Below are 25,742 nucleotides of genomic sequence, written 5' to 3'. Positions count from 1 at the left end.
AGTTATCCACAAAAATAAAAAAATGGTGGATAACCTTATCCCAAGGCTGTTTAAAAAATATCCACAAGTTTAAATTTAATTGTGGATAAATAAAATTATCCCCAGTATTTTTGATTTTTCGACAAGGTTTATAATAGCAGAAAAGTTCTTTGATAGCAAGGTTTGCCTTTAGTTACTCACAAACTTATCCAGATGTGCAAAACTGCTTGTCCACAGCACTGAACTTGTGTATAACTTGTTGAAAAATAAAAAATAACTTGTTTTTGAAATTTCGATTATCCACAAAGATATCCAAGTGTTTTATCCAACCTGTGTATAACTTTTGAAAAAAGGAACTATTTATCCACAGCTAAATTTCTACTTTTGAAAAATAGATATTTTTTTTGCCGCACGAATATGATATGATTATTAATAGAATGCCGATAGAAAGTGAAATGTCTATTGACAAAATCTAACTATTACCATACAATATTCAAGACTGTCTAATAGATTAAATCGATTGGACCCTTTTATGGGAGGTGTAATTAATGAAAAGAACATATCAACCAAGTAAACGTAAGAGAAAAAAAGTGCATGGTTTCCGCTCACGTATGAGTTCTAAAAACGGACGCAGAGTTTTAGCAAGTCGTCGTCGTAAAGGAAGAAAAGTTTTATCTGCGTAGACCACTGAATACGACTCAGTGGTTCTTTTTTTTAGAAAAAATGACTACATTAAAGTTGGGGAAATAATGAAAAAAGCATATCGAATCAAAAAAAATCAAGAGTTTCAAACAGTTTTCAAACGAGGAAAATCAGTAGCGAATAGACAATTTGTTGTTTATTTATTAAAACAGGAAAGTGCGGATACACATTTTCGCATTGGTTTATCTGTAAGCAAAAAAATTGGAAACGCTGTCTGCCGTAATCGTGTGAAACGATACATCAGACAATCTTTTCATGAACTAGAAGGAGAAGTAGCTTCCGGTCATGACTATATTATTATCGCCAGAAATCCGGCGGCCAATATGAGTTTTCATGAAGTTAAAAAGAGCTTGACGCATGTGCTCAAGTTAGCGCGTGTTTTACGCAAAACAGTCAAGTAATGAAACAACATGAATTCTATCCAGGCGGAAGAAGTGGAGGTTACAGCTTTTGAAGAATAAAAAATTATGGATCGTTGGGATCATGATCGGACTTGCAATGGTGCTATCAGGATGTGGTTATTCCACGGACCCGATCACAAAAGATTCAACAGGTTTTTGGAGCCATTATATCGTTTTTCCATTATCATGGTTGATCAGATGGTTTTCCGACAATCTAGGCGGCAGTTACGCGATCGGTATTATCGTTGTAACGATCATTATTCGTTTAATCATTATGCCTTTAATGATCAAACAGATCAAAAGTCAAAAAGAAATGACGAAGATCCAGCCGAAAATGAAAGAATTGCAACAAAAATATGCTTCTAAAGACAACGAAACGAAACAAAAACTGCAACAAGAAACAATGCGTCTCTATCAAGAACACAATGTAAACCCAATGATGGGATGTTTACCGCTACTGATTCAAATGCCGATCTTGATTGGTTTTTACCAAGCTATCAGTCGGACAGCTGAGATCAAAAGCGATACATTCTTATGGATGACACTCGGTCATCCGGATCAGTTTTTCATTTTGCCGATCTTAGCAGCGATCACAACGTTCTTTTCTTCCAAAATCGGTATGATGGGACAAGTGCAGCAAAATAAATCCATGGCTATGATTACTTACATCATGCCAGTCATGATTTTGGTAATGGGTATTTCACTACCGTCCGCGCTGGCACTATATTGGATCATCGGGAATATTTTTACATTTTTACAAACGCTTTTAATAAACAATCCTTTCAAAAACAAACGTGAGCAAGAGGCTTTGGCAGCTGCAGCGGCAGAAGAAGAGAGATTGAAGAAGAAAGCAGCGAACATGAAGGCCTCTAAAAAAGGAGGTAAGAAAAGAAAGTGAGAGATATAACTGCTCAAGGACAAACCGTTGAAGACGCTATTCAAAATGCACTAAAAAGTTTAGATACTGTTCGCGATAGAGTCGAGATCGAAGTTATCGATGAAGGTAAAAAAGGTATTTTTGGAATTGGTTCTAGGCTGGCAATGGTCAAAGTGGTGGAAAAAGAAAATGGAATTGAAACCGCGAAGAACTATTTAATGGATGTTGCTGAAAAAATGGGTGCGGATATCTCAATCGAAGTACAAGAAGACGGAAAAGATGTCACTTTCCAGGTCAATGGCGCAGATCTAGGTGTACTGATCGGGAAGCACGGTCAAACACTTAACTCCTTACAATATCTAACGCAATTGATCGTCAACCGAACGACGGAACAATTTTATAACATCATGATCAATGTAGGTGATTATCGGGAACGCCGCTACGAAACGTTATCGCATTTGGCAACCAAGATGGCGACGAAAGCTCTTAAAACGAAACGAGCTGTTCATTTAGAAGCAATGCCTTCCTTTGAAAGAAAAATCATCCATGCGATATTGAGTGACCGGACAGATGTGGAAACACATTCCGAGGGGAAAGATCCTTATCGCTATATCATTATCAAACCAGTAAGAAAACATTAAAAAAAAACCTTGCGACATGCTGATTTTTTCGGCGGATCGCAAGGTTTTTTCTAGGGAAAAGTGAGCAAAATCAATCATCTATAAGGGTTATCGTTGGAATAATCTTACTTCCTATGTTAGGATAGACCCTATTATCGGAGGTGGAACATTCATGGATATGGGTACTTACTGTGTGACAGTAAAGACAATCGATGGAGAAAAGTATTCAAAAACAGTAGAAGCAACGGACCAAGGGCAAGCGTTTGGTCGAGCAGTCTTAGAAAAGAATGATACACATTTTGTTTTTGAAGATGACAATAATGCTTTGATTTACGCTTATGACAATAATGTCACTGCTGTAACTGTAGCAGAAGTCTAAAAACGACAAATGAAACTTAAAAAGCAGCTGACTACTTACTCATATAGAGTAGGTAGTTTTTTGGATTTAAGCCGTTTTCTTGACTCATCGTACAGAGCATACTAAGCTAGTAGTGAGGTGAATGTAATGGCGATCCTTCACGCAAAAAAAGAAAATTTTGAAGAGATACTCGAAAACCATCCACTTATTTTGCTGAATTTCTGGGCAGAATGGTGCGCACCGTGCCGAGCATTTATCGAAACGTTAGTGACACTTGACGAAAATGAGCCGGTACAAGTGGTGAAAATCAACACGCAGCGGGAAGAAGAATTGATGGAGCGATTTGAAGTACAGGGACTTCCTTATTCTATTATATTAAAAAACGGGAAAAAAATAGGGGAGATCAAAGGAAAATGCAATTATGAAGTCCTAAAGCAGAAAATAGATACAATTTTAGCAGAAGTAAGATAATGGTTTATAGTTCAAGGGAGGAAATTGGATGAAAATCAAGGAAATCGGAACTTATACAGAGACCATTAAAACAATGCTGACAGCTTTAGAAGAACAGCTTTTCAAAATAACTGGAGATAGTGGTAGCAGTTCCTTTCGACCAACAGAGATCCAAAACGAAAAAACTATCTTTGTAGTTGGTTATGAGGGTGAAAAGGCGGTTGCTTGCGGTGCGATTCGTCAGTATGAAAAGCAGACAGCTGAATTAAAGCGGATGTATTCGCATGTCCCAAAAAGAGGTTATGGAAAACAAATTTTACAATATTTAGAGCAAAAAGCGAGAGATGCGGGCTATCATACTATTATTTTATCTACTCGAAAGGTGAACAAGGTAGCGGTGGCTTTTTATCAAAAGAACGGTTACCAACGTATAACAAATTTTGGGAAATATCAGGATAAAAGTGAGTCTATTTGTTTTCAAAAGGATATTTGAAAAGTAGTTGAAAAACCGCGTGGAACTTGTTCTCAGAGAACCTTTCCACGCGGTTTTTATGTATACAATGCTTTATTTTTTCATAAATTGCTGCTTTTCAATAAATTTTTTCAGATCCAATCGACTTGGACGTTCTAAAAAAAGAGATATTTGCTCGGACCAAGCTTCTACTCGATCGCCGTTGGTTCGTTTTTGATAATAATCTTGGATGGCCTCATCATAAGCTGCGATGCTGTCATCTTTAAACTGGTAGCTGTCTTCATGATAAATCGCCGCTTCTGGCAACCGCGGTTTTGGCTTGGAAGACTGCACAGGATAGCCTACTGTCAGGCCAAATAAAGGAATCGTATAAGGCGGCAGTTCCAAAATATCAGCCGTTTCCTCAATCGCGTTTCTGATACCACCAATGAAACAAACACCTAATCCCATTGATTCTGCGGCCACAGCCATGTTTTGAGCGGCTAATGAAGCATCGACAATAGCGACAAGCATTTTTTCCGTGCTGGATAGTGATTCCGAAGAACTGCCCAGTTTTTGCGCAATACGCTCATGTCTAGCAAGGTCAGCTACAAACACAAAGAATTGCCCGGTTTTTACCACATAAGGCTGATTACCAGCGATTGCGGATAATTTCTTTCGTTTTTCGATATCATTGATGCCGATGATCGAGTAGGCTTGGATGAAACTTGACGTAGAAGCAGCTTGGGCACTTTTGACAAGTTCTTGGATCTGCTCCGTGGAAAGTGGCTTTTCTTGAAAATCACGAATGGAATAGTGATTTTGTAATTGTTGAATGACAGGATTCATTTTTCACTGCTCCTTTAGAAATATTGTAGTTTTTTTCAAAGATGTACAAATTTTAGCGCTATCTTTAGAGAGAAGCAAGTCATTTTACTCAAAAAAAAAACAGAGCTTGTAGGCTCTGCTTTTAAAAAATCAACGGAATACGCGGAAACGATCTTCGTCAGCGATATATTCTTTTTCACCAGCAGGTTGTGCAATGTTACCAAACGGCATTTGAGCACGTAAGTTCCAACTAGCTGGGATATCCCATTCTGCTTTTACCGCATCATCGATAAGCGGGTTATAATGTTGCAAGCTTGCGCCCAAACCGATTTCAGCAAGTGCAACCCATACAGCATGTTGCGTGATACCAGTAGATTGTTCCGACCAAAGCGGGAAGTTTTCTGCATAAGCAGCGAATTGTTCTTGAAGTCCTTTTACAACAGCAGTATCTTCAAAAAATAATACTGTTCCAAATCCAGCCTGGAAAGAATTGATACGTTGTTCTGTTGCTTCAAAAGCATCTTCAGGAACGATGTTTTTCAGTGTATCTTTTACGATCGTCCATAATTTCTCATGGTGTTCACCGAATAAGATAACTACACGAGAACTTTGCGAGTTAAAAGCACTTGGTGTATTTTTCACTGTTTCTTTGATCGTTGCTTCGATCTCGCTTTGAGATAAAGTAACGTTTTTGTCAATTGCATAGATAGAACGACGATTTTTGATTGTTTCTAAGAAAGTACTAGCCATTTTTTAAAAACTCCTTTTATATGTTTATTATTAGTAACTTACTTTAGTATAGCAGCTATTTTTTATTTTTCAAGTTATTTTATCTGGAAAATGAAAAAAAGTTGAAAAACGAATTATTCTCCTTGTAAGCGGATAAAGTTCTGTTTTTAGTGAAATTTGCCAAAAATAAGTCTGTTATTGGCAAAAGAATCTGCTATAATGTACAAATAAGTAAGCCCTAAATTTGAAAAATCGGAATATTATGTGTTATCTACTAATTATGAAGGAGAGATGAGAGTGAAGCGAGTCTATAACTTTTCAGCAGGACCAGCCGTTTTACCGGAGAGCGTGCTGAAAAAGGTACAAGAAGAATTGTTGTCTTATCAAGGGTCAGGCATGTCAGTGATGGAGCTGAGTCATCGTTCCTCCTTATTTGAAGCGATCATTCAAGATGCCGAAGCACTACTCAGGAAATTGATGCATATCCCTTCCAACTATCATGTCCTATTTTTACAAGGCGGGGCAAGTCTGCAATTTGATATGATTCCCCGTAATTTAGTGCGAGAGGGAGAAAGAGTCGGTTTTATCCACACTGGTTCTTGGTCGGAAAAGGCGATTCAAGCAGCGCAGGAATTTTCAGCTATAGAAGTAGAGGAATTAGCCAGCTCGGCAGATAAAAATTTTTCTTATATACCAGATTTCCCGTTGCTGTCAGAGGACTATGCTTATGTGCATCTCACTACTAATAATACAATTGAAGGAACTACGATCTATGAGATCCCCAATTACGGCGAGGTACCAATCGTGGCAGACATGTCTTCTAATATTCTTTCTAGCGATTATGATATCCATCAGTTTGGTCTAATCTACGCAGGGGCACAAAAAAATATCGGACCAGCAGGATTGACGATCGTTATTATTCGGGATGATTTAGTAGGCCGCGTTCAAGGAATACCGAAAATCCTTGATTATCAAACGCATATCAAAAACGGTTCGATGTACAATACACCGCCGACATTTGCTATTTATGTAGCAAAACTTGTTTTTGAATGGCTGGATGATTTGGGTGGCGTTTCTGCGATGGAAGCACAAAATCGTAAAAAAGCAGGATTGTTATATGATTATATCGATCAATCAGACTTTTTCCGTTCGCCAGTTTTGCCGCGAGACCGCTCCCTGACAAATATTCCATTTCAAACCATTTCTCCAGAGCTGGACAAACGCTTTATCGAAGAAGCGGAAGCAAACGGGCTAGTTAATTTAAAAGGACACCGTTCCGTTGGGGGAATGCGTGCAAGTCTATATAACGCATTTCCGCAAGAAGGCGTCGAAGCACTTATTTCATTTATGGATAAATTTGCTAAGGTCCAAAAAGGAGGACGTGTCCATGTTTAATATTCAAACATTTAATAATATCGCCAAAGAAGGCTTGCAAGTATTTGACATTGAAAAATATCTGATCGATGGTAATCAGCCACCAGACGGTTATCTGCTCAGAAGTCAGAACCTGCATGAGATCACGATCCCAGAATCTATCAAAGCCATCGCTCGGGCAGGTGCAGGTGTAAATAATATTCCTACAACGGATTGTGCGGAGCGGGGAGTTGTCGTTTTTAATACACCTGGAGCAAATGCGAACGCTGTAAAAGAATTAGTCTTGGCCGGATTATTCTTATCTGCTCGTCCGATCATCGAAGGAAATCAGTGGATCAACCAGCTGGAGAGCGAAGATATCGAGAAAAAAGTAGAAGCTGGAAAAAAAGCATTTGCCGGAACAGAATTAGCTGGTAAAAAATTAGGAATCATCGGTTTAGGCGCGATCGGCGCATTAGTAGCTAATGATGCACTTCATCTAGGAATGGATGTCGTCGGCTATGATCCATTTGTTTCGGTCGATACTGCGTGGAGGATCTCCAAAGAAGTTACGCGGGCAATCACGCTGGAAGAGGTGCTCGCCACATGCGACTATATCACCGTCCACGTGCCACTTATGGAAAATACGAAAGAAATGTTCAATGAAGAAACATTGCAACTGCTGAAAAGCAATGCAGTCCTGCTCAACTTTTCCAGAGGAGAACTCGTTGATAAAGATGCAGTCAAAGCTTTACTGGATGAAGGAAGTTTCCGCCTATATATGACGGATTTTGCTACCCCAGAATTGATCAAGCATCCTAATGTCCGGGTATTTCCGCATTTAGGTGCTTCAACAGAAGAAGCAGAGATCAATTGTGCGAAAATGGCAGCCAAAGAATTGAAGCAATATCTGGAAACAGGAAACATCCAGAATGCAGTCAATTATCCTAATGTCGATATGCTTTATAAAGGATTGCCGCGCATCAGTATTTGTCATAAAAACATTCCCAACATGGTAGGGCAAATAACCACGGAACTTGCCAAAAACACCTTTAACATCATTGATATGCGGAATAGTAGTAAAGGCGATTATGCCTATACGTTGATCGACTTGGATGAAGCGAATACGAAAGCGGATCTAAGAGATATCAAACGAGAACTAAGCGCTATTCAAGGCGTTTTACGAGTACGAATCTTGGAACCTGTCAAAACGTATGTATAAATAATTTCCCGGGAAATAAAGGAGGAAATAAATTGGTAAAAGTAAGTCCATTCAAAGCAATCAGACCAAAAGAAGCCATCGCAGATAAGCTGGCGTCACTTCCTTATGATGTTTTAAACACGCAGGAAGCAAGGGAATTAGGAAAAGAAAATCCTTTTTCCTTTTTACATATCGACAAGGCGGAAATTGATCTGGAAGATACGATCTCGCCATATGATGACCGAGTTTATGAACAAGCACAGACTAACTTACAAACCTTTTTAGATAAAGGCTGGTTAAAAAAAGATAGTAAAGCTTTCTTTTACATTTACCAATTAATAATGGGTGGTCGCAAGCAGACGGGAATCGTCGCATGTACCTCCATCGATGACTATATCAATAAAAAAATCAAAAAGCATGAATTTACTCGTGAAGAAAAAGAGCTGGATCGTATTCGCCATGTAGATGCTTGTGATGCTAATACAAGCCCGATCTTCCTCACTTATCGGCATCAGCAAACGATCGATCAAATAGTCGCAAATTGGAGCATTGCCAATGAGCCGCTTTATGATTTTACAAGTTTCCACGATGTTCAGCATCGCGTGTGGGCGATTGATGACGATATAACGATCGAAAGACTGGCAAAAGCATTTGAAGAAGTGGAGGCACTTTACATCGCAGACGGTCATCACCGCACAGAATCTGCCGTCAAAGTGGGGCTTAAACGAAGGGAACAGTATCCGGATCGGAATGAATCTGCAGAATTCAATTCCTTCTTAGCCGTTTTATTTCCCGAAAATGAACTGGCGATCTGGGATTATAATCGTGTGATCGATATTCCGCTAGAAACTACTTTCCGTCAGCAGCTGGAAACGGCTTTTGAAGTGAAAGAACAGCCAGCGCGTTATAAACCAACATCGCCAAAACATGTGGGCATGTATACAGCTGGTAAATGGTATGAGCTGAAAGTAAAAGCAGCCTATATTCCTAGTGATGCTGTAGGTAAACTAGATGTGTCGATCTTACAAGCACAAGTATTGACGCCATTATTTGGGATAACGGACATCAGACGAGATGAGCGAATCGATTTTGTTGGTGGAATCCGTGGGTTGGAAGAGTTGGAGCGCTTAGTAGATAGCGGAAAACAAACGATTGCTTTTGCAATGTATCCCACCACGGTTGAGGATCTACTGCAAGTTGCTGATGCAAATGAGATCATGCCACCTAAATCTACTTGGTTTGAGCCTAAATTATTAAGCGGGCTTTTTGTGCATGATTTAGAAAGTAAATAATTAGAAATACATACTTGTCCATTTTTATAATAAAAAGGCAGGTATGTATTTTTCTGCAGGCAGAGAATTTTTAATAAATTAAGTATAAAACCTTGTTATTCACATGTGGATAAGTTAAAATATAGGTTATTGAAATAATTGGAAAACTGTGGATATGTGCATAACTTATCCCGACAATTAAATAAAGCTGACAATTTAATTGCTTTGGTGAAAGCGGAGCGTAAGTTGTTGATATCTGAGGCAAATCATGTGCCAATATTTATTCGTGGAGTAAAATGAAAATATTTTACTTAGAAAGGTGGGTAAAGAATGGAGTTTGATACTATTGCTGCAATTTCAACGCCGCCGGGAGAAGGAGCCATTGCTATTATTAGATTGAGCGGCCCCTTGGCGATTCAAATAGCGGATCGTATTTTTTATGCCAAAAAGCGTTTAGAAAAAGTAGACAGTCATACCATTCATTATGGTCATATAAAAGAAAATGGAGAAACGATCGAGGAAGTGATGGTCAGCGTGATGCGTGCGCCACGAACTTTCACAAGAGAAGACGTGGTAGAGATCAATGCACACGGTGGGATCGTCTCTGTTAATCGCGTACTGCAACTGCTACTTGAAAAAGGAGCAAGACTTGCGGAACCGGGTGAATTCACCAAAAGAGCTTTTTTAAATGGGCGAATCGATCTATCCCAAGCAGAAGCGGTGATGGATCTGATCCGAGCAAAGACCGACCGCGCAATGGGCGTGGCTTTGCGCCAGCTAGATGGGAATCTTTCCAAACTTATCCGTAGTCTGCGCCAAGAGATCTTGGATGCACTTGCTCAAGTGGAAGTGAATATTGATTATCCGGAATACGATGATGTAGAAGAAATGACCCAGCGCATGCTACTAGAAAAAACGCAATTAGTCAAAAATTCCGTAGAGCAACTACTTTTGACTGCTAAACAAGGAAAAATCTTGCGTGAAGGATTAGCTACAGCAATTATCGGTCGACCAAATGTTGGAAAATCTTCCTTATTGAATCAGCTTATCCAAGAGGAAAAAGCAATCGTTACCGATATTGCCGGTACAACTCGTGATATCATTGAAGAATACGTGAATGTACGCGGCGTACCACTTCGTCTGATCGATACCGCTGGAATACGCGAAACCGAAGATATCGTCGAAAAAATTGGTGTAGAACGCTCTCGAAAAGCACTAGCAGAGGCAGATTTTATTCTGCTTGTATTAAATCAAAACGAAGCCTTGACGATAGAAGACGAAGCTCTTTTCGAAGCAGCGAAAGGACATACTTTTGTCGTGGTTTTAAATAAAACAGACCTGCCATCTAAAATCGACCGAAAACAACTAGAAAAATTGGCAAATGGCAATGCGATCGTCGAAACATCGCTTTTAAAAGATGAAGGAATGACGGATTTAGAAGAAGCAATCAATTCTTTATTCTTTGAAGGAGAAATCGATGCAGGAGATGCCACATATATCTCGAACGTCCGTCACATCGCGCTGCTGCATCAAGCCATCGAGGCATTAGATGCCGTTGTCGAAGGGGTTTCTGTGGGAATGCCAGTCGATATCGTCCAAATCGATATGACTCGTGCTTGGGATCTACTAGGCGAAATAACCGGAGATTCTGTTCAAGATGAATTACTCGATCAATTATTCAATCAATTTTGTTTAGGAAAATAAATGTGGGAGGCTATCATATGCAAACCTATGATGCAGGAAATTATGACGTTATCGTTGTCGGTGCTGGACATGCAGGCGTAGAAGCTGGTCTTGCTAGCGGACGCATGGGCGCTAAAACGTTGATGCTGACAATAAATCTCGACATGGTCGCTTTTATGCCATGTAATCCATCTGTCGGCGGCCCGGCCAAAGGAGTCGTTGTTCGTGAAATCGACGCGCTAGGCGGTGAAATGGGTCGTAATACAGATAAGACATATATTCAAATGCGGATGCTTAATACTGGGAAAGGCCCTGCTGTAAGGGCACTTCGAGCACAAGCAGACAAATGGGACTATCAACATGAAATGAAACATACAATCGAGAAAGAAGAAAACATTACATTACGCCAAGGCTTAGTAGAAGAACTTATTATTGAAGATGGCCGCTGCGTAGGCGTAATCACAAACAGCGGAGCAAAATACCGCGCAAAAACAGTCGTGATCACGACTGGTACATTTTCTCGTGGGGAGATCATTGTAGGAGAGCTACGTTATTCAAGCGGTCCCAATAATCAACAACCCTCTGTAAAATTATCTGAACATCTGGAAGAACTGGGCTTTGAACTACGTCGTTTTAAAACGGGAACACCGCCGCGCGTAAAATCAAGCTCGATCGATTACACGAAGACAGAAGAACAACCAGGTGATGAGCAGCCGCAAGCGTTCAGCTACGAAACCGTAGATATGCTCGTGGATCAATTACCATGCTGGTTGACGTATACAAATGAGCAAACACATGAAATTATTAACGCCAATCTTCACCGCTCCCCAATGTTTACCGCAACGAAAAAAGGAACAGGCGCACGCTACTGTCCATCGATCGAGGATAAGATCGTACGTTTCAGTGACAAACCAAGACATCAAATCTTCTTGGAACCAGAAGGCCGCAATACAGAAGAAGTATACGTACAAGGTCTTTCAACAAGTTTACCGGAAGATGTTCAGCGCGAAATGCTACAAACGATCCCTGGCTTAGAAAACGTTGAAATGATGCGTGTTGGCTATGCAATTGAATATGATGCAGTCATGCCTGACCAATTATGGCCAACATTAGAAACGAAAAAAGTAGAGAATCTTTATACTGCTGGACAAATAAATGGTACAAGTGGCTATGAAGAAGCTGCTGGTCAAGGATTAATGGCGGGTATCAATGCTGCACGCAAAGCAATGGATAAAGAACCGGTCATTTTAGGAAGAAATGAAGCCTATATCGGCGTTTTGATCGATGATCTCGTGACTAAAGGAACGGAAGAACCTTATCGTCTGTTGACATCGAGAGCTGAATACCGCTTATTGCTTCGTCATGATAATGCTGATCTAAGATTGACTGAGATCGGTCATGAAATCGGCTTGATCAGCGATGAAAGATATGCTGCTTTTAAAGAAAAACAAGCGCTTATCGCTGATGAGATCACTCGCTTGAAAAAGGTACGCATCAAACCTACAAAAGAAGTACAAACACTATTAACGGAAATGGGTGCCAATGAACTTAAAGACGGCGTATTAGCAGCTGACTTTTTAAGACGTCCGGAAATCACCTATCCGATTATCGAGCAAATTGTTCCACGTGAAACATCTTTAAGTGATGAAATCAAAGAACAAGTTGAGATCCAAATCAAATATGAAGGCTACATTGAAAAAGCTAGCGCTCAAGTGGATAAGATGAAGCGTATGGAAGATAAAAAAATACCGGAAAACATCGATTATGATGCAATTGGTGGTCTTGCTACCGAAGCATTGGAAAAATTGAAGAAGATCGAGCCTTTATCTATTGCACAAGCAAGCCGAATCAGCGGTGTAAATCCAGCTGATATTTCGATTTTGCTAGTGTATATCGAACAAGGGAAGATAGCAAAAGTAGCACAAGCATAGCAAGAGGCGGGGAGGACAGAGAATGAATCCAGAAACATTCAAACAGTCATTGCTAGAAAAAGGTATTGAACTAAGTGAAAAGCAGCTGCAGCAGTTTGAAGATTATTTCCATATGTTGGTAGAATGGAATGAAAAAATGAATTTGACAGCTATTACCAATAAAGAAGAAGTTTATTTAAAACATTTCTATGACTCGATTTCTGCCGCTTTTTATGTAGATTTTGAAGATCAGGCTTCCCTTTGCGATATCGGAGCGGGAGCTGGATTCCCCAGTATTCCAATCAAAATATGCTTTCCGCATTTAAAGATCAGTATCGTAGATTCGCTGCAGAAAAGAATCACTTTTCTAAATGCACTGGCGGAAAAATTGGATCTGACAGATGTTCAGTTTTTCCATAGCCGAGCAGAAGATTTTGGTCAAAACAAAGATTTTCGCGCATCTTATGACTATGTAACAGCCAGAGCAGTAGCCAGAATGAGTGTCCTGGCAGAGCTTTGCTTGCCATTAGTACGAAAAGGCGGTTACTTTATCGCGATGAAAGCTGCACAAGCAGAAGCGGAAATGGAGCAAGGGAATCAAGCAATCACCGTGTTGGGTGGAAAATTAGAAAAGCAATTTGCTTTTGAATTGCCAGTTGAGCACAGTGAACGCCACATTTACACGATTTTAAAAACAAAAGAAACACCGAATAAGTATCCTCGCAAAGCAGGAATGCCTAATAAACAACCAATTGAATAGAAATTTAGAGAAGGGTATGTTTTTCATACTCTTTTCTGCTAAAATAGTAAGAGAAGCAGGACGGCTATTACTGCTTAAGAATTTCAGAAAGGAAGGGTCCTTATGGCTTTTCGTTTATTCGGAAAAAAAGATAAAACAAATGAAGAATCAGAACAAGGGCAGTTGGAGACATTTCAGCGTGTCGAAGATTTACCGATGGACAAGATTTTCCCTAACCAATTCCAGCCACGGACAGTATTTAATGAAGATAAAATTGCAGAGCTAGCGCAAACAATCGAAGAACATGGCATTATCCAGCCAATTGTTGTTAGGAAAATGGACCCAGATTATTATGAAATCATCGCTGGAGAACGCCGTTTCCGGGCTGCCCTATCATTGGAAATGGAAACAATTCCGGCGGTCGTTCAAGAAATGGATGATGAAGAAGTCGCAGCAATCGCACTTATTGAAAACCTGCAGCGTGAACAGTTGACGCCAATTGAAGAAGCAAAAGCCTATCGCAATTTATTGGATATCCAAGATGTCACCCAGGAATTATTAGCAACACGCCTTGGCAAAAGCCAATCGGCAATTGCAAATAAACTTCGCTTGCTAAAACTTCCAGAAGAAATACAAGCTGCCGTATTAGACAAACAGATTTCCGAGCGCCATGCACGTTCGCTATTAGTATTGGAAACAGAAGAACAGCAGTTGGAGATTTTAAAAGAAGTACTTGCAAATCATTGGAATGTCAAACAAACCGAAACACGTATCCAAGAATTGATCACTAAAAAAGAAACCAAGCCGAAAAAAACTAAACCTAAGCACCAATCCATAAGTAGGGATATTCGAATTGCTTTAAATACCATCAAACAGTCAGTCACAATGGTCAAAGATAATGGAATGGAACTAGATGTCGAAGAGGAAGAGTCCGATGATTTTTATCGGATCACCATTCAAATTCCTAAAAAAAAGTAAGGAGCAGGATTATTGACTAAATTAGTTACTAATATTTGGCACATTATTGGAATTATCAGCTCTCTGCTGGTGCTCCCATTCTTTTTTAGCATGTTGACAGAAAGCATGCTTGGTTTCAATTTGAAATATCTCCTTTATTTTTTCACCGCTCCAGCATTAACGGGAGATATTGTACATAGTATTAGGTCTTATGTCATGTACGTCATTGCGTTTCTATATGTGATTTATATGGTCCGAAAGATCTATGGTTGGTATAAAAAGGCAAATGCGTAATAGAAGACTACTCTATATTATATAGAGTAGTTTTTTTGTTGAAAAAGTTTTCATATATTAAGTGCTTTTTTGACAGAAAACCCTTACAATGGAAGTAGGAAAGAAGTAAAGGAGGGAAGTGGAACAATCTGTGTTCCGCGAAAATAATGGCCAAGATAATATTTGCTCAGGATGAACAAGAAACATATAGTGCGTATCAATTCATTCAAGACTTAATTACAAATCAACCCCTTATGGCAACGTTATTATTCCAAGGATTACTTCAACTAGAGGAGGCGCCCACAAGAAAGCTCACAACTGGCAAGCAGATCACTCCCGATATTCACTTAGCGATCGGGAAAGGAAATACTTACCAGCTTCAAACAAGAAAGATAGAGAACTCTGTAGATCAACCGATTCAAGAGCTCAGAGTAATATTCAAAGATAAAAGCTGTATATTGACATATTTTGTAGCGATATGGGACGATGAGACTTATTATTGCTTTGTAAAAGGATCATTTCGTGAGAAGAATCCATTTATGGATAAAATAGATTCCTACCGTGAAGAAACCAAGCGTATCTTTATTCGTAGCGGAAACTTAGATATTAGTAGAAGTCCAGATTTCAATGAATTGAAGAAGTTGGCATGGCAAAATGATGGTATCGTGCATTATTTAGAAAGCTTTTCAGCTTCCCTCGGTCAATATATTTTTATAAAACGGATAAAGAAAAAATGGTCTCAATTAGATTTATCATTGAAGACAGGACTTTCTCCAAGTATTGTGGAACGAGTAGAAGCTGGTGATCCAGATATTTCTATGAGAATGTATCAAAAAGCGGTGCAATTATTAGAAATTGAGGCACAGCTAGGTGATACAGGTTTAAATTTGAAATAAAAAGAGCGATTTCCCGGTTATTTAGGGAAATCGCTTTTTTTATGAATGTTTCACGTGAAACATTCGCAAAAAAATTATTTTGCTAAAACTAGGACTAATCACTATTTTTTTGGTAGAATAGTAGAAGAACCGTATATTACGGAAAAATCGAGGGTTGGTGAAACAATTTGAGCAAAATTATCGCACTTGCAAACCAAAAAGGTGGGGTGGGAAAGACTACATCTTCTGTGAATTTAAGTTCTAGTTTGGCTTTTCTTGGTAAAAAAGTGTTGTTAGTTGACATCGATCCACAAGGAAACGCCTCAAGTGGAGTGGGTGTTAACAAAGGGGAAGTAGAAAATTGCATTTATAATGTTTTAGTAGATGATGTCGAATTAAAAGATGTCTTACTACATACAGAACTTGATAATTTAGATGTGATCCCTGCTACGATCCAGCTTGCTGGTGCAGAGGTGGAACTAGTTCCTGCCATTTCAAGAGAAATACGTCTTAAAAAAGCAATCAATACAGTGAAAGACAACTATGACTATATTATTATTGACTGTCCGCCATCTTTAGGCCTTTTGACATTGAACGCATTGACAGCAGCAGATTCGGTTTTAATTCCTGTACAATGTGAATATTATGCACTTGAAGGATTGAGCCAGTTATTGAATACGGTGCGAATCGTGCAAAAACATTTAAATGAGGACCTTCAAATCGAAGGTGTACTGCTGACGATGTTGGATGCACGCACAAACTTGGGTATTCAAGTTATCGAAGAAGTGAAGAAATACTTCCAAAACAAAGTGTTCCAAACGATCATCCCTAGAAACGTAAGACTAAGCGAGGCGCCAAGTCATGGCAAACCAATCATTTTATATGATGCCAAATCGAAGGGTGCTGAAGTATATTTAGAGTTAGCAAAGGAAGTGATTGCTCATGGCTAAAGGACTTGGAAAAGGAATCAATGCACTTTTTAACAATGTTGAGGGAGAAGAAGAATCCGTTCAAAACATCGAATTGAAGTTGATTGAACCCAATCCATTTCAACCACGTAAAAATTTTGATAAAGCAGCGATCAATGAATTAAGTGATTCAATCAAGATTCATGGCGTACTACAACCAATCATTTTAAGAAATGCTAAAAAGGGTTACCAAATTGTCGTTGGAGAGAGAAGATTTCGAGCAAGTAAAGAGGCCGGGTTAAAAGAGATACCAGCTGTTGTACGCGATATGACGGATGCAGAAATGATGGAACTATCCGTAATTGAGAACTTACAGCGCGAAGACTTATCTCCCATGGAAGAAGCGGAATCTTATCAGTTCTTAATGAGTAATTTAGAATTGACTCAAAGTAAATTGGCAGAACGTGTTGGTAAAAGCAGACCATATATTGCTAACTTTGTACGTCTATTGACCTTACCAGAAGTTGTACAAGATTATTTGCGTGACGGATCTTTGTCTGCTGGACATGGTAGAGCTTTATTAGGACTTAAAACCAAAAAAAATATTGTTCCACTTGCTGAAAAGTCGATCAAAGAGGCTCTGACAGTACGTCAATTAGAGAAACTGGTCACTGATATAAATGAGAATGTTTCACGTGAAACAGTGAAAGCGCCTCGTGTTCCAATTTTCATTCGCGAAACAGAAAGCCAATTACGCAATAAATTTGGTACAGCTGTCAATATTAAACGTCGAGATAAAAAAGGGAAAATTGAAATTGAATTTTTATCCGATGATGACTTAGATAGAATTCTTGAAATCTTAGATGTTCAATTTGATGAAGAATAAATTAATAAGATATTGAGGTTGACCATTATGGAAAAAGAAGAATTTGGATTGAATGATATAGTAGAAATGAAAAAGCCTCATCCTTGTGGTGTGAATAAATTCAAAATCATTCGGATGGGGATGGATATTCGAATAAAATGTGAAGGCTGCGGCCATAGTGTGATGCTTCCAAGAAGAGAGTTTGCACGAAAAATAAAACGAATAGTTGTGAAAGCAGAAGAGTGCTGAGAAGCGCTCTTCTTTTCTTGTAAACAGAATATTTGTAAAAAAACCCTCCGTAAAATATAATTTATATTAGATGATAATAATTCTATTTTAAGGAAGGGGAATACATATGTCAGAAAAGAAACAATTAACAACAAACCAAGGGGTTCCGATCGGGGATAATCAGAATTCGATGACTGCGGGTATCAAAGGACCAACGCTATTAGAAGACTACCAATTGATTGAAAAATTAGCACATTTCGATAGAGAAAGGGTCCCGGAACGAGTGGTTCATGCTCGTGGTGCAGGAGCACACGGTGTTTTTGTAACTAAAAAAAGCATGAAAAAATATACGAAGGCGGCTTTCCTTGCAGAAGAAGGTACAGAAACAGAAGTTTTTGCACGATTTTCGACGGTTATTCATGGACAGCACTCGCCGGAAACTTTACGAGATCCGCGTGGCTTTTCGATCAAGTTTTATACGGAAGAGGGCAATTATGATTTTGTGGGAAATAATTTACCGGTATTCTTTATTCGCGATGCCATCAAATTCCCAGATGTGATCCATTCCTTGAAACCAGATCCAACGACAAATATCCAAGATGGAAATCGGTATTGGGATTTTTTCAGTATGTCGCCAGAAGCAACGACGATGATCATGTATCTTTTTAGTGATGAAGGGACACCGGCTTCTTACCGTGAAATCCGGGGATCGAGCGTTCATGCTTTTAAATGGGTGAATGAAGAAGGAAAGACGGTTTACGTGAAATTACGCTGGATTCCAAAAGCTGGAATCGTTAATCTATCAACAGAACAGGCTTCGCAGATTCAGGCAAAAGAATTTAACCATGCGACACGTGACCTGCACGAAGCGATTGAAGCAGGAGAGTATCCAGAATGGGATCTATTTGTGCAAGTTTTAGATCCAGCGGACTTGGATAAATTTGATTTTAATCCGCTTGATGCTACTAAAGACTGGTTTGAAGATGTTTTTCCTTATGAGTTTGTTGGGACGATGATATTGAACCGTAATCCTGAAAATGTCTTTGCGGAAACAGAGTCAGTAGGGTTCAATCCAGGCGTTTTAGTCCCGGGTATATTGCCTTCTGAAGACCGTCTGTTACAAGGGCGCTTGTTTTCTTACTCGGATACACAACGACATCGTGTAGGAACTAATTACCTACAATTACCAATTAATAGTCCGAAATCGGAGGTTCATAATAACCAGCGTGACGGAGCTATGCCTATCAAACAGCAAACGAGTTCCATTAATTATGAACCAAATAGTTATGATTCAGAGCCGAAAGAAGATCCGACATATATAGAGCAGAATCAAGCACTTCGGGGCGAATTGTTTGGTCGTTTGGCAGCGGAGAAGCCGAATAACTTTGGGCATGCGAAAGAAGTATGGAAACGTTATTCCGATCAAGAACGAGCAGCATTAGTAAAAAACATTGTGGATGATTGGGAAGGTGTAAGAGAAGATATTAAGATCAGAAATTTACGGAATTTCTATCAAATCGAGTCGGAATTTGCTGAGCGTGTAGCAGAGGGAACTGGTATTGATTTAAAAGCGCATATTACGGATTTGAAATAAAATAAAAAGAGCGATGGCTGATTAATTAGCCATCGCTCTTTTTGTTTCACGTGAAACAATTAAACATTGAAACGGAAATGGACAACATCGCCGTCTTTCATTTCGTATTCTTTTCCTTCTAACCGAACTTTACCAGCTTCCTTAGCAGCATGTTCGGAGCCATATTCTACTAAAGCGTCATAAGCGACAACTTCTGCTCGAATAAAGCCTCGTTCAAAGTCAGTGTGGATGATTCCAGCACATTGAGGAGCTTTCATCCCTTTTATAAAGGTCCAAGCACGAACTTCTTGAACACCAGCTGTAAAGTAGGTAGCAAGACCAAGGAGGGAGTAAGCCGAACGGATAAGTTTATCAAGTCCGGATTCTTCAATGCCTAGAGCTTCTAAAAATTCAGCTTTATCATCGTCTTCCAACTCCGCGATTTCTTCTTCGGCGCGGGCACAAACGACGATTACTTCAGAATTTTCTTTGGCAGCAAATTCTCTTACTGCTTGAACATATTTATTGTTATCTGGATCAGAAACTTCTTCTTCGCTTACATTAGCAACGTATAGGACCGGTTTTCTAGTAAGTAAAAACAGGTTGCGTACCACTTTCTCTTCTTCCTCGTTAAATTCAACTGTACGGGCAGGTAAATCGTTCAAAAAAGCTTCTTTTAATTTAGTTAGAACATTAAATTCGATAACGGCTTCTTTATCTTTTTGTTTTGCCAATTTTTCGACGCGGCTGAAACGTTTTTCAACGCTTTCTAAGTCTGCCAAGATCAATTCCAAGTTGATTGTCGTGATGTCGTCGATAGGATCGACCCGACCTTCAACGTGGGTGATATTCTCGTCGTCAAAACAGCGAGTCACGTGACAGATAGCGTCTACTTGGCGAATATGAGAAAGAAATTTATTTCCTAGACCTTCACCTTTACTTGCTCCTTTAACGATTCCAGCGATATCCGTAAACTCAAATGTTGTTGGAACGGTTTTTTTAGGTTTTACTAGTTCTGTTAGTTTATTTAATCGGCTGTCAGGAACTTCGACGATACCGACGTTTGGATCAATGGTAGCAAAAGGGTAGTTCGCTGCTTCTGCACCAGCCTTTGTTATTGCGTTGAAAAGTGTGGATTTCCCGACGTTCGGAAGTCCAACAATACCAGCAGTTAATGCCATTTTTTAATCTCCTTTTCGCATTTTATCACTATCGACTATTATAGCGGTTTTCTTTAGAAATTAAAAGCCTCGTTTTTCTGGGAAAAGATAATCTAAGATTTTGTCGCCTATTTTTTTGCGTTCTCCTTCATAAGGGAAGCAGTGCATATGCATCGCAGGATTGAAATTAAGTTCGATAATACCATGTTTATGCGCTTCGTCATGGATCGAGGGAATGATGATATCAACGCCACAGATATGCGCATCGGCGATCTGTGTACATTGGATCGCGATTTCTTTGTAAAAATCGGGCATTTGATCGGTGAAATCGATGCTGTCTCCGCCAGTACTGATATTGGAGTTCTCACGAAGATAGATCGTTTTGCCTGTTTCGGGAATGGATTCCCAGCTATATTGCTGCATTGAAAGCATGAGTGTTTCTTCCGGACCAGTAAGGATCTTTTCTAAAGGTTTCAAATGATCGGTCCCACGTAATGGATCCGCATTTTTTTGATCGACAAGTTCTTGGACGGTATGTTTGCCATCGCCAGTTACATTTGCCGGAATTCGTTTCAGGACTGCTTCGACTTTGTCATCAATAACTAGAAAACGGTATTCATCACCTTCGATAAATTCCTCGATAATCACAGCCTCATCGTAGCTAAAAGCGATTTTCAATGCTTCTTGAAAGTCTTTTTCGGTAAAAGCATCTTTAAAGATACTGATTCCCCAGCCATAGTTAGTAGATTTTGGTTTCACAACAATTGCTTTTCCCGTGAAAAGGGGATAGGCGCTTTGTGCGGTTTCGATATCGGTGAAATTTTCGCCGAATGGAACGTTCATACCGTGTTTGGCAAGGATCTTTTTAGTTACGACTTTATTTTCCATGACCAAGACAGAAACATAGTTGTCCTTAGAGGTTTTGCTGGCTTGTTTCACGTATTCGATATGATCGCCTACAGAAAATGCCAAGAAATTGTCGGTAGCATCTAACACTTCTGTTTTGATACCGCGTTTTAAAGCGTCTTTCCAGATGATCTGGGTGGATAGCTCCATGTTTTCTGCACCTTTAAGCTGGTACGCAAGACCATAGGATTTTTCTTGATAGTCGGCTGCAAGAGCAAGATTGCTTGCGATAAAGCCGTCTTTTTGTGCTGCAGAGATCGATTTGGCTGCGATTGTCTGCTGAGGATCGTCTACCATGGCGCGATGTTCGCTGATAACTTCCAGCAGGTGCTGTTGATCGGGTGCCAATGTTTCAATGATCTGTTGCATTTTGTCTAATTCCTGTTGAGCTGCTTCTTGGAAGGCGATCTTGCCTTCGGGATGGAGTTGTAAATCTGGTTGCGATAAACCGTTTCGGGCAATCAAGTCTTCGTTGGCTTCGATACTTGCTGCTGCTGTTTCCCATGTAATATCATCTTGATTTGTAAGCAATGCTGTTAGGAACATCAAATGGATGAGATGCAGCGTCTTTTTGGAAATGCCATTTAATTCGAACGGATTCAGGTCAATGGAACGAATTTCGAGATATTCAACGCCTTTTTCGGCTAAACTTTCCAATGTCTGATCTGTATGAGCATTTTTCAAGCGAATCGGATTGTAATATTCTCGCATACTATCAATAGTGCCGGCTTCGATATAGTTAGCGATCGACTGAATATAATTTTCAAAAGTATCATATTTAACATTTAAAGGTTCACTGTTTTTATACCCGTGAGCACTGTTTCGGAGCGACATTCCTGTTGGAAGATAGCTGCTGTTTTGATTTAAAGGCCTTGCATTTGAGATCGCAGTAAAGTCGTTTTCAAATACAGGACTTGCACCTGTCAGATATACGAGCAGCCAGCGTTTCTTCATAAAATAGCTAGCGACTTGCATGTACAGCTGATTTTTGAAGGTGTGATAAGTCGTATCTTCTGGAGCGCTTTTTTCGTATAGCTGTTTTAGAAAATCTTCAGCAAAAGAGAAGTTATAGTGGATGCCAGATAATAATTGAATCTTCTTCCCGTATTCTTTCGCTAAATGTTCGCGGTAAACGCGGTGTTCGCTATCCTTGGTTTTGTAGACGGCAATAGGGATATCTTTTTCTGGCGGCAAAATCGCCGGATTGCTGGATGGCCATAATAATTCCTCGCCGATTTCATTGTTCACGATATTATTAAGGTTGTGCAAAGCATCGTAAACTTCATTTACGGAGCCACACACGGGCGTGATCATTTCCACTTGGCTTTCGGAAAAATCGGTTTTGATGTTGCAATTGTCTTCTTTAGGGCCGAATATCGCTGGATGAGGGGTAAGTGCCAAGTGCCCGTTCCGATCCACCCGTAAATTTTCTTTTTCCAGACCAAAGTTCCCTTTGAAAAATGCTTTTGAGAGAGCAACATCCTTTTCTAAAAGATGCAATAACTGTTTATTGAGTAGTTCCATGTTTTCACTCCTGCCTTCGGATAATTACTAAAATAATAGTACAACAATTAAGGCAAATAGCCTAATAATTGATTTTGTCAATGCAAATGCTTGGATAAAACGATATAATAATGGGGAGGTGATGATAATGCATGTACATGGGCTTGCCAAAACGATTGAAAACAAGTCGGTACTAAGTGATATTAACTTTGATTTAAAGCCAGGGGAGATAACTGCATTGATCGGTAGGAACGGCGTTGGTAAAACGACATTATTTTCGACGCTGACGGGAATCTATACGCCGGATGCAGGGGATGTCATGATCGACGGGAAAAACGTGTACAGACAGCCAGAGGTGAAACGGCATATTTTCTTCTTGGAAGATAATATGAATTATTTCAATACATATAGTGTGAAGGCAGTAGTGCAGATCTATCAGTCTGTTTACTCGTCGTTTGACCGCGAGTATTTTCTGATGCTGATGAACAAGTTTGATCTGCCGATAAAGGCGAAATTGATGTCTTTTTCAAAAGGACGGAAAGCACTGTTTTTTATTATTTTAGCATTTTCATTAAATGTAAGGTATCTTTTGTTGGATGAGCCAATGGATGGGTTAGATTATATTGTTAAAGATAAGATCTTGGCATTTTTATCGGAAGCCGTGGCTGCTAAGCAAACGAGTGTGTTGATTGCTTCTCATCGGTTAGACGAATTGGAAGAGATCGCGGATCGGGTCTTGATCTTAAAAGGCTCACATATCGAATTGGACTACTATATGGATGAGATCCGTACGCGAGCTTTGAAGATTCAAGTTGCGTTCAAGACGAACAAAGTGCCTGCCTTTGTTAAATCCGGGGCGAAACTTTTAGCGCGGAATGGGCGGATCTATACGTTATTGATCGAAGAAAATGTCGAAGCGTTCTGTAAAGAGATCCAAGGGCAACAGCCGATCTTATATGAGGAATTGCCAATCAAGATCGCGGATATTTTCCGAGTATATCTGGCGGATGAAAAAGTGGAGTATTACGAGATCTAGTCTTAATTTGGTAAGAAGGGGTGAAGCGCGGAAATGAACACAAAGGGTTTATGGTACAAGGAATGGCGTAATATGAGATGGATGATGCTAGTTGTATTCGTACTGTTTGGTTTGGCGTTTATCTGGGGACTTAGCAATGATGCCAAGCAATGGCAAAGCTCGAAGGATTTCTATGCATCGAAGGAGTTTGCAAAACAACAAAAAGAAGATGATCAGCCGGTCACAGAAGCTGAGATCAAAGCAGATCTGACCGTAGTCTATGTAACAATGCCATTATATGATGATTTTCTACCTCAGAAATATCGGGACAATATTCCTTATGTATTATCTTTTACTTCGGACTCATTTATGACGATTCTTTATGTTGCGGTTTTTGCTCTGGGAATAACGGCGGTCGTGTTTGAGAGGTATACGAGAGGAAATCGGTTTACGGCGATGTTGCCGTACAAGCGTTCCAGTATCATGGCGGTGAAGCTGATACTTGGGATTGGGACGATCATTTTTAGTTATATCTTTAGTGCCTTTATGGGATGGTCTTATTTCACGAGCAGGATTCCGGATAGATATTTGGACGTGGACGTACACAAATTTCTGATCGATATGGGTGGGGCGCTGATTTCCTTTATTTTGATTTTTATGCTCGCGATCGTCATCGGATTATTGATCGCGTCTCCAGCGGCTGGCGTTATCGTAGCGGCCTGCGCAGAATTGGTACCGCTGCTCTTTATGAGCGGGATAAGTAAAATAAATGATATCATTCATCCCAACTTAGAAGGGTCAGCATCGAAAAAATTCGTGGAGATGAGTGACTATTTTAGCATGTTCAATCCGTTTAGCTATGAAAGTTCAGGCTGGCTGCTATTGACGGTAAGTTCAGGCATTGCTGTTTTTCTGATCGTGATCGCAGTCCTTTTATTCCACTTTCAAAAGTTGGAGCGAAATGGGCAGATGTTTGCTTTCAGATGGGTAAAATGGCCGTTCATCTTTTTGACTTCGTTGAGTATCGGCATCTTGGTAGCGAACATGAGTGGAGGCAATAATTTATGGATATATCTTGGCTGGATGATTGGATTTATGGCGATTAGTATGGCGGTCATTATTCTCATTTTGGTAAAAGCAAAAGGTCTTTTCCAAATGGCGAAAACGAATTAAATTAATCATTCCCCCGAGCTGAGTTATTAGGTATAATGGTAATAGAACCTAAAAAGGGAGGATACAGTTTTGACGAATGAGCAAACGCAAGCAGATAATGAACAAATGAAAGCGCAATTAACGAAGCGCAATCTTCAATATATACAAGAAGTGGAGAAACAATTAAAGCTGCAGAATTATTCTGAAGCGCAATTGACAACTAAAATTGAAGAAATGTGCACTAAAATTTTAGAAAAACAAAAACAAGGAATAACGGCTAGACAGTTATTCAATGCAACACCGACAGAATATGTCCGGTCGCTGAACGCTAAACCAGAACGTGGCGGCAGTAGACAGGAAGAGGGCGAAGCGAGCCGATTGTGGATCGGTATCGACGGCGGTCTGCTTATTTTCGGAGTAATGATGCTTGTAACTGGATTGACTTCTCTTTTCCAAAAAAATAGTGGTAATGTGGATCAGCTAGGACTGCTGGTTCTTATCCTTACGGGTGTACTTGGTGGATTTGCCATGATCATTTTCCGTAAATATGCACAGGAAATGAAGCGTGGGTCAAAAGGCGGGACAGCGAGATATATCTTGGTTGCGCTGGGTATCGTAGTAGCGTGGATGATCATTATGACGGTCGTACAAGCGTTTATTCCAAAACAAATCAATATTCCGGTCAATCCGATCGCAGCAGTTATTATCGGAGCAATCGCTATCGCAGCACGTTTTTACGTGAAGAAAAAGAAGAATATCCCATCGATTTAAGTAA

Annotated in this window: 27 protein-coding genes; 23 read left to right on the top strand and 4 right to left on the bottom strand. The window is 39.7% G+C overall.

The genetic code is table 11. The features are described from left to right. Nucleotides 1-527: 527 nt before the first annotated feature. The 7 genes from rpmH to EL241_RS13535 all read left to right on the top strand — a co-directional run bounded on the left by rpmH (nt 528) and on the right by EL241_RS13535 (nt 3,880). Nucleotides 528-662, top strand: a complete 135-nt coding sequence (rpmH, locus tag EL241_RS13565) for a 50S ribosomal protein L34 (protein ID WP_003756795.1) — start codon at nt 528-530, stop codon at nt 660-662. A gap of 66 nt (nt 663-728) precedes the next feature. Continuing rightward, nucleotides 729-1,082: a ribonuclease P protein component gene (gene rnpA / locus EL241_RS13560; protein WP_036105288.1), complete on the top strand. Its 354-nt coding sequence runs from the start codon at nt 729-731 to the stop codon at nt 1,080-1,082. Between the two features lie 82 nt (nt 1,083-1,164). Then, nucleotides 1,165-1,980 carry a membrane protein insertase YidC gene (yidC, locus tag EL241_RS13555; RefSeq protein WP_050777011.1) on the top strand — a complete coding sequence of 272 codons (816 nt, stop codon included), beginning with the start codon at nt 1,165-1,167 and terminating at the stop codon, nt 1,978-1,980. Continuing rightward, nucleotides 1,977-2,600, top strand: coding sequence for an RNA-binding cell elongation regulator Jag/EloR (gene jag / locus EL241_RS13550; protein ID WP_003756800.1), 624 nt, complete (start codon nt 1,977-1,979; stop codon nt 2,598-2,600). The genes yidC and jag overlap by 4 nt, the downstream gene beginning before the upstream one ends. 151 nt (nt 2,601-2,751) lie before the next feature. After that, on the top strand, nt 2,752-2,958 hold the full coding sequence (locus EL241_RS13545; RefSeq protein ID WP_003756803.1) for a hypothetical protein: 207 nt from the start codon (nt 2,752-2,754) through the stop codon (nt 2,956-2,958). A 126-nt stretch (nt 2,959-3,084) separates the two neighbouring features. Then, nucleotides 3,085-3,408 (top strand): thioredoxin family protein, encoded by a 324-nt coding sequence (locus EL241_RS13540; protein ID WP_126320676.1) that lies wholly within the window; start codon nt 3,085-3,087, stop codon nt 3,406-3,408. A 28-nt stretch (nt 3,409-3,436) separates the two neighbouring features. Further along, nucleotides 3,437-3,880 (top strand): GNAT family N-acetyltransferase, encoded by a 444-nt coding sequence (locus EL241_RS13535; protein ID WP_036105295.1) that lies wholly within the window; start codon nt 3,437-3,439, stop codon nt 3,878-3,880. Between the two features lie 72 nt (nt 3,881-3,952). Here EL241_RS13535 and nfsA read toward each other — a convergent pair whose 3' ends face one another. Beyond that, the gene (gene nfsA, locus EL241_RS13530) at nt 3,953-4,687 is read right to left on the bottom strand and encodes an oxygen-insensitive NADPH nitroreductase (RefSeq protein WP_036105298.1); all 735 of its coding nucleotides are present in this window, start codon (nt 4,685-4,687) and stop codon (nt 3,953-3,955) included. Nucleotides 4,688-4,816: 129 nt separating this feature from the next. Further along, nucleotides 4,817-5,416 (bottom strand): nitroreductase family protein, encoded by a 600-nt coding sequence (locus EL241_RS13525; RefSeq protein WP_036105299.1) that lies wholly within the window; start codon nt 5,414-5,416, stop codon nt 4,817-4,819. 276 nt (nt 5,417-5,692) lie between these two features. Here EL241_RS13525 and serC point away from each other — a divergent pair, with 276 nt between their 5' ends. The 13 genes from serC to EL241_RS13460 all read left to right on the top strand — a co-directional run bounded on the left by serC (nt 5,693) and on the right by EL241_RS13460 (nt 19,252). Continuing rightward, nucleotides 5,693-6,790 (top strand): 3-phosphoserine/phosphohydroxythreonine transaminase, encoded by a 1,098-nt coding sequence (gene serC / locus EL241_RS13520; protein ID WP_036105302.1) that lies wholly within the window; start codon nt 5,693-5,695, stop codon nt 6,788-6,790. Next, nucleotides 6,783-7,970: a phosphoglycerate dehydrogenase gene (locus EL241_RS13515; RefSeq protein WP_126320674.1), complete on the top strand. Its 1,188-nt coding sequence runs from the start codon at nt 6,783-6,785 to the stop codon at nt 7,968-7,970. The genes serC and EL241_RS13515 overlap by 8 nt, the downstream gene beginning before the upstream one ends. 32 nt (nt 7,971-8,002) lie before the next feature. Next, nucleotides 8,003-9,241, top strand: coding sequence for a DUF1015 domain-containing protein (locus EL241_RS13510; RefSeq protein WP_126320673.1), 1,239 nt, complete (start codon nt 8,003-8,005; stop codon nt 9,239-9,241). Nucleotides 9,242-9,550: 309 nt separating this feature from the next. Next, a complete protein-coding gene (mnmE, locus tag EL241_RS13505) occupies nt 9,551-10,924 on the top strand; it encodes a tRNA uridine-5-carboxymethylaminomethyl(34) synthesis GTPase MnmE (RefSeq protein WP_036105303.1) in 1,374 nt (457 codons plus the stop codon). Between the two features lie 17 nt (nt 10,925-10,941). Beyond that, a complete protein-coding gene (mnmG, locus tag EL241_RS13500; RefSeq protein WP_126320672.1) occupies nt 10,942-12,834 on the top strand; it encodes a tRNA uridine-5-carboxymethylaminomethyl(34) synthesis enzyme MnmG in 1,893 nt (630 codons plus the stop codon). 22 nt (nt 12,835-12,856) lie between these two features. Further along, nucleotides 12,857-13,573, top strand: a complete 717-nt coding sequence (gene rsmG / locus EL241_RS13495) for a 16S rRNA (guanine(527)-N(7))-methyltransferase RsmG (protein WP_036105306.1) — start codon at nt 12,857-12,859, stop codon at nt 13,571-13,573. A 102-nt stretch (nt 13,574-13,675) separates the two neighbouring features. Next, a complete protein-coding gene (gene noc / locus EL241_RS13490; protein WP_036105308.1) occupies nt 13,676-14,530 on the top strand; it encodes a nucleoid occlusion protein in 855 nt (284 codons plus the stop codon). A 12-nt stretch (nt 14,531-14,542) separates the two neighbouring features. Continuing rightward, nucleotides 14,543-14,803 carry a hypothetical protein gene (locus tag EL241_RS13485; RefSeq protein ID WP_036105311.1) on the top strand — a complete coding sequence of 87 codons (261 nt, stop codon included), beginning with the start codon at nt 14,543-14,545 and terminating at the stop codon, nt 14,801-14,803. A gap of 146 nt (nt 14,804-14,949) precedes the next feature. After that, on the top strand, nt 14,950-15,678 hold the full coding sequence (locus tag EL241_RS13480) for a helix-turn-helix domain-containing protein (protein WP_036105315.1): 729 nt from the start codon (nt 14,950-14,952) through the stop codon (nt 15,676-15,678). A 167-nt stretch (nt 15,679-15,845) separates the two neighbouring features. Then, the gene (locus EL241_RS13475) at nt 15,846-16,607 is read left to right on the top strand and encodes a ParA family protein (RefSeq protein WP_003756830.1); all 762 of its coding nucleotides are present in this window, start codon (nt 15,846-15,848) and stop codon (nt 16,605-16,607) included. Continuing rightward, on the top strand, nt 16,600-17,451 hold the full coding sequence (locus EL241_RS13470; RefSeq protein WP_003756831.1) for a ParB/RepB/Spo0J family partition protein: 852 nt from the start codon (nt 16,600-16,602) through the stop codon (nt 17,449-17,451). Before EL241_RS13475 ends, EL241_RS13470 begins: the two co-directional genes overlap by 8 nt. A gap of 27 nt (nt 17,452-17,478) precedes the next feature. After that, nucleotides 17,479-17,679 carry a DUF951 domain-containing protein gene (locus tag EL241_RS13465; RefSeq protein WP_003756833.1) on the top strand — a complete coding sequence of 67 codons (201 nt, stop codon included), beginning with the start codon at nt 17,479-17,481 and terminating at the stop codon, nt 17,677-17,679. 106 nt (nt 17,680-17,785) lie between these two features. Then, nucleotides 17,786-19,252 (top strand): catalase, encoded by a 1,467-nt coding sequence (locus tag EL241_RS13460; RefSeq protein ID WP_126320671.1) that lies wholly within the window; start codon nt 17,786-17,788, stop codon nt 19,250-19,252. A gap of 59 nt (nt 19,253-19,311) precedes the next feature. Here the strand turns inward: EL241_RS13460 and ychF are convergent, their stop codons facing one another. Continuing rightward, complete coding sequence (gene ychF / locus EL241_RS13455; protein WP_036105318.1) at nt 19,312-20,412, bottom strand: redox-regulated ATPase YchF; 1,101 nt, start codon at nt 20,410-20,412, stop codon at nt 19,312-19,314. A gap of 60 nt (nt 20,413-20,472) precedes the next feature. Continuing rightward, the gene (gshAB, locus tag EL241_RS13450) at nt 20,473-22,821 is read right to left on the bottom strand and encodes a bifunctional glutamate--cysteine ligase GshA/glutathione synthetase GshB (protein WP_126320670.1); all 2,349 of its coding nucleotides are present in this window, start codon (nt 22,819-22,821) and stop codon (nt 20,473-20,475) included. A 127-nt stretch (nt 22,822-22,948) separates the two neighbouring features. Here gshAB and EL241_RS13445 point away from each other — a divergent pair, with 127 nt between their 5' ends. The 3 genes from EL241_RS13445 (at nt 22,949) to EL241_RS13435 (ending at nt 25,738) form a co-directional block, all read left to right on the top strand. After that, nucleotides 22,949-23,836: an ATP-binding cassette domain-containing protein gene (locus EL241_RS13445; RefSeq protein ID WP_036105321.1), complete on the top strand. Its 888-nt coding sequence runs from the start codon at nt 22,949-22,951 to the stop codon at nt 23,834-23,836. A gap of 72 nt (nt 23,837-23,908) precedes the next feature. Beyond that, on the top strand, nt 23,909-24,988 hold the full coding sequence (locus EL241_RS13440) for an ABC-2 transporter permease (RefSeq protein ID WP_126320668.1): 1,080 nt from the start codon (nt 23,909-23,911) through the stop codon (nt 24,986-24,988). 105 nt (nt 24,989-25,093) lie between these two features. Next, the gene (locus EL241_RS13435) at nt 25,094-25,738 is read left to right on the top strand and encodes a DUF1129 domain-containing protein (RefSeq protein ID WP_052009144.1); all 645 of its coding nucleotides are present in this window, start codon (nt 25,094-25,096) and stop codon (nt 25,736-25,738) included. Nucleotides 25,739-25,742 lie beyond the last annotated feature (4 nt).

The sequence above is a fragment of the Listeria grayi genome (assembly GCF_900638015.1).
GTDB lineage: Bacteria > Bacillota > Bacilli > Lactobacillales > Listeriaceae > Listeria > Listeria grayi.
Note: the sequence above shows the minus strand (reverse complement) of the source record. Positions and strands in the feature narration are given on the sequence as shown.

What these genes read in the sequence shown, in the direction of transcription:
- rpmH (WP_003756795.1), top strand. Translation starts at nt 528, where the DNA reads ATGAAAAGAACATATCAACCAAGTAAACGTAAGAGAAAAAAAGTGCAT.
- rnpA (WP_036105288.1), top strand. Translation starts at nt 729, where the DNA reads ATGAAAAAAGCATATCGAATCAAAAAAAATCAAGAGTTTCAAACAGTT.
- yidC (WP_050777011.1), top strand. Translation starts at nt 1,165, where the DNA reads ATGATCGGACTTGCAATGGTGCTATCAGGATGTGGTTATTCCACGGAC.
- EL241_RS13545 (WP_003756803.1), top strand. Translation starts at nt 2,752, where the DNA reads ATGGATATGGGTACTTACTGTGTGACAGTAAAGACAATCGATGGAGAA.
- EL241_RS13540 (WP_126320676.1), top strand. Translation starts at nt 3,085, where the DNA reads ATGGCGATCCTTCACGCAAAAAAAGAAAATTTTGAAGAGATACTCGAA.
- EL241_RS13535 (WP_036105295.1), top strand. Translation starts at nt 3,437, where the DNA reads ATGAAAATCAAGGAAATCGGAACTTATACAGAGACCATTAAAACAATG.
- nfsA (WP_036105298.1), bottom strand. Translation starts at nt 4,687, where the DNA reads ATGAATCCTGTCATTCAACAATTACAAAATCACTATTCCATTCGTGAT.
- EL241_RS13525 (WP_036105299.1), bottom strand. Translation starts at nt 5,416, where the DNA reads ATGGCTAGTACTTTCTTAGAAACAATCAAAAATCGTCGTTCTATCTAT.
- EL241_RS13515 (WP_126320674.1), top strand. Translation starts at nt 6,783, where the DNA reads ATGTTTAATATTCAAACATTTAATAATATCGCCAAAGAAGGCTTGCAA.
- mnmE (WP_036105303.1), top strand. Translation starts at nt 9,551, where the DNA reads ATGGAGTTTGATACTATTGCTGCAATTTCAACGCCGCCGGGAGAAGGA.
- mnmG (WP_126320672.1), top strand. Translation starts at nt 10,942, where the DNA reads ATGCAAACCTATGATGCAGGAAATTATGACGTTATCGTTGTCGGTGCT.
- rsmG (WP_036105306.1), top strand. Translation starts at nt 12,857, where the DNA reads ATGAATCCAGAAACATTCAAACAGTCATTGCTAGAAAAAGGTATTGAA.
- noc (WP_036105308.1), top strand. Translation starts at nt 13,676, where the DNA reads ATGGCTTTTCGTTTATTCGGAAAAAAAGATAAAACAAATGAAGAATCA.
- EL241_RS13480 (WP_036105315.1), top strand. Translation starts at nt 14,950, where the DNA reads ATGGCCAAGATAATATTTGCTCAGGATGAACAAGAAACATATAGTGCG.
- EL241_RS13470 (WP_003756831.1), top strand. Translation starts at nt 16,600, where the DNA reads ATGGCTAAAGGACTTGGAAAAGGAATCAATGCACTTTTTAACAATGTT.
- EL241_RS13465 (WP_003756833.1), top strand. Translation starts at nt 17,479, where the DNA reads ATGGAAAAAGAAGAATTTGGATTGAATGATATAGTAGAAATGAAAAAG.
- EL241_RS13460 (WP_126320671.1), top strand. Translation starts at nt 17,786, where the DNA reads ATGTCAGAAAAGAAACAATTAACAACAAACCAAGGGGTTCCGATCGGG.
- ychF (WP_036105318.1), bottom strand. Translation starts at nt 20,412, where the DNA reads ATGGCATTAACTGCTGGTATTGTTGGACTTCCGAACGTCGGGAAATCC.
- gshAB (WP_126320670.1), bottom strand. Translation starts at nt 22,821, where the DNA reads ATGGAACTACTCAATAAACAGTTATTGCATCTTTTAGAAAAGGATGTT.
- EL241_RS13445 (WP_036105321.1), top strand. Translation starts at nt 22,949, where the DNA reads ATGCATGTACATGGGCTTGCCAAAACGATTGAAAACAAGTCGGTACTA.
- EL241_RS13440 (WP_126320668.1), top strand. Translation starts at nt 23,909, where the DNA reads ATGAGATGGATGATGCTAGTTGTATTCGTACTGTTTGGTTTGGCGTTT.
- EL241_RS13435 (WP_052009144.1), top strand. Translation starts at nt 25,094, where the DNA reads ATGAAAGCGCAATTAACGAAGCGCAATCTTCAATATATACAAGAAGTG.